Source organism: Thermosediminibacter litoriperuensis (genome assembly GCF_008124715.1).
GTDB classification, from domain to species: domain Bacteria; phylum Bacillota; class Thermosediminibacteria; order Thermosediminibacterales; family Thermosediminibacteraceae; genus Thermosediminibacter; species Thermosediminibacter litoriperuensis.
This window is the reverse complement of the sequence record NZ_VNHO01000057.1, coordinates 1-2,468: the sequence shown is the minus strand read 5'-3', so window position 1 is coordinate 2,468 and position 2,468 is coordinate 1. Positions and strand designations below refer to the sequence as shown.

The 2,468-nt window shown below is 35.4% G+C and carries 3 protein-coding genes; all 3 read right to left on the bottom strand.

Annotated elements, in window-relative coordinates; all coding sequences use genetic code 11:
• Positions 1-86: 86 nt before the first annotated feature.
• The 3 genes from LZ11_RS12145 to LZ11_RS12135 all read right to left on the bottom strand — a co-directional run bounded on the left by LZ11_RS12145 (position 87) and on the right by LZ11_RS12135 (position 2,182).
• Positions 87-569 (bottom strand): hypothetical protein, encoded by a 483-nt coding sequence (locus LZ11_RS12145; protein ID WP_148868117.1) that lies wholly within the window; start codon positions 567-569, stop codon positions 87-89.
• Positions 570-1,098: 529 nt separating this feature from the next.
• Positions 1,099-1,398: a hypothetical protein gene (locus tag LZ11_RS12140; RefSeq protein ID WP_148868116.1), complete on the bottom strand. Its 300-nt coding sequence runs from the start codon at positions 1,396-1,398 to the stop codon at positions 1,099-1,101.
• Between the two features lie 88 nt (positions 1,399-1,486).
• Positions 1,487-2,182, bottom strand: a complete 696-nt coding sequence (locus LZ11_RS12135; protein WP_148868115.1) for a hypothetical protein — start codon at positions 2,180-2,182, stop codon at positions 1,487-1,489.
• Positions 2,183-2,468 lie beyond the last annotated feature (286 nt).

Sequence of the window (2,468 nt, the reverse complement as noted above, 5' to 3'; positions counted from 1 at the left end):
ATATGTGTTAGTTTTTTGTCAACCAACATCATATCGGGTTTCATGCTATGGTTCAACTTTTTTTACTGTCGCATTTAATTTTACAATTAACCATCGAAAGCCAGCTTAAACTTTTCAACAAGACTACTCAAAGTACCGCTATCGATGTTTTCCAACAAATAAAACCAATTTCCGGTTGTCTTTTCTTTTACTAACTTTTCAATGTCTTTAGAAATATGTTCTTGCGGAGGATTCTTGGCCTTAAATTCCACCCTTGCTTGTTCGATAAATTTATTTTCAAAAGTATATAAAGTCAAATCGGTTTGAGCACTTATATCCTTTTGGCCGGTAAAATTATAAAGTTCCTTTGTCGGGGTTTCTACAGAATAAAAGTATTTGGTAGATCTCTCTATGACTGAAGCAAAAGCAAACCGGGCTTCCTGTTCACTTCTTCGAATTGCACCATTACTTAAAGGTGGAAAAATAAGTCTAGAGAAAGTTAGCGGTATACTTTCAGACGAAAAATTTGGTATTGTCCATAGCAGCCTGCACGTTTCCTTGTTAATTTCGATAAGGTCTTTCATTAGCATTGATCAAACCCCCTTTCATTGATCAAATAATTTTTTCGTTAGAATTTGCTCAGCCTCATATATCCCCACGATTGATGGCCGCCTTATAGTGTTATATTCCATCATAAACTTATAAAGCTTATAAACGAGCCGCACACGGCAAATTCATGAATCCCAACAAACTCTCCCTTCAATATTCTGTAAAATCGCTTATGTTCGAATTTCTCTTTGGAGGTCTTACTGGTATTCGCTCGTGTAATATAGCTTTGCGTTTGCGACCTGAAATTCCTTGGATTTTAAACTTGGACCGTTAACTGTCGTATCTAAGATTTCTTCGAACACCAAAAAAGACCTCACCATCCTCTTAAAGGATGATTTAAAAAACACAATCGCTCATGAGGCAATTAAGTTAACAAAAAATTACTCACCGGTAAATAGAGAAAAATCTTTGCAAAAATGGGGAAATTCTCTTGCAAAAACAATACCTTTCTTTAGGCTAGGTTTTCTTATGCTGTAATTTATTTAAACCGCTTCTTTTCATATCGAATCCTTACTTCTCCGAGAAAACAGTTGCAGCTTTCCAGCACGCTTGAAGCCACATTTTCTCATTTTCATTTAAGATTAAGCCATTAACTTGACCGTTTCTAACTAAAAAGACTCGCTCCCATCCTACATCGCCCCCTCTCAATTCAGCAGTTCCAGTCCGACGATCATATATAAATACCCATTGTTCTCCGTGTTCGTTTTCGAAATAACCATAATACTTCGAGTCATCATTAGTAATTAGAGGAGGTTCTCCACAACTTTTTGCATGTTTGTTTTGCATTACAAAAAAAGGTTTATTTATCATTTCATCACCTCCGTTTCTATAGGCAAACTTACTTGCAGTTTTTTTATCAAATCCTGTAAGAACATGGGATGAATCAATATTCAAGTCTTCATTTAATTTTTTGAATATAAGGATAACGTTTTTCCTTGAATTCGATGGAAACAGGCTTATAATTAAGGAATACTAAAGCGTGTTCGTCTGCTAGATAGTGAACTAACGCATTTATATCATGCAACTTAAACACATAATCATTATTTTTATAAGGTAATACTTCAGTATGATAATGTTGCCATGCTGAAAATCCCTCTTCATCATTCCATGTTTTATATGCCCACTTAAATAGTTCCTCTACACAATAATATGGTGGCCAATAATCTTGTGGATACTGTTTCCGACTGCTATAGAGTCTTGTAAAAAGAGACGCACTAATAAGTATAGCTGCAATTTTTTCTTCATTTTCTTTGTATTTCCATAGATAGTTAAGTGTCATAAGTTCTCCTTGACGGCAATTACAAGGATTTATTGGCCCAATAGTTCCCGGAAAACGGTCAAGATGTCTTTGAAAATTTATATGAAGTTCGTTTATTTCATTTGCTATCCACCAGGATAAAGCATTCTTGCGACCAGTAGGATATTCAGGATCATGAACCCAGATTTCTGTAAACAAAGGATTTAACGAAACTGGATAATCCCTCATTCGACTTTTCCAGGTAATAAAAATTGTGTGCCAATTCCATCCATCAATAAACTTTTCGATTTCTTTATGACGTTGTTTTTGCCACTTCTCAAACCACTGATCAGCCAATGTAAATGTACCCTCCAATCTATCACTCGATCCGGTCTTGCAACAGACTGAGGACCCCCATCGTCCAGCCTCCTTTTTAGTCTATATAATTTTGTCGTTTGGCGGTCAAGACAAAAAAATAGCGTCTAGGGTAATATTAAAGGGCATTAAAATAAATAGCTTGAAAATGAGGCAAATTTCTGTCTTTTTATATTCGTCATTTTATTCCAGAATTCCTTTTTGTAAGGAAGATGTCAATAGCGGATTTAAATTGACCCATTTTCAGCGATTTTAAATTGACCCACCC

What these genes read in the sequence shown, in the direction of transcription:
- LZ11_RS12145 (WP_148868117.1), bottom strand. Translation starts at nt 569, where the DNA reads ATGCTAATGAAAGACCTTATCGAAATTAACAAGGAAACGTGCAGGCTG.
- LZ11_RS12140 (WP_148868116.1), bottom strand. Translation starts at nt 1,398, where the DNA reads ATGATAAATAAACCTTTTTTTGTAATGCAAAACAAACATGCAAAAAGT.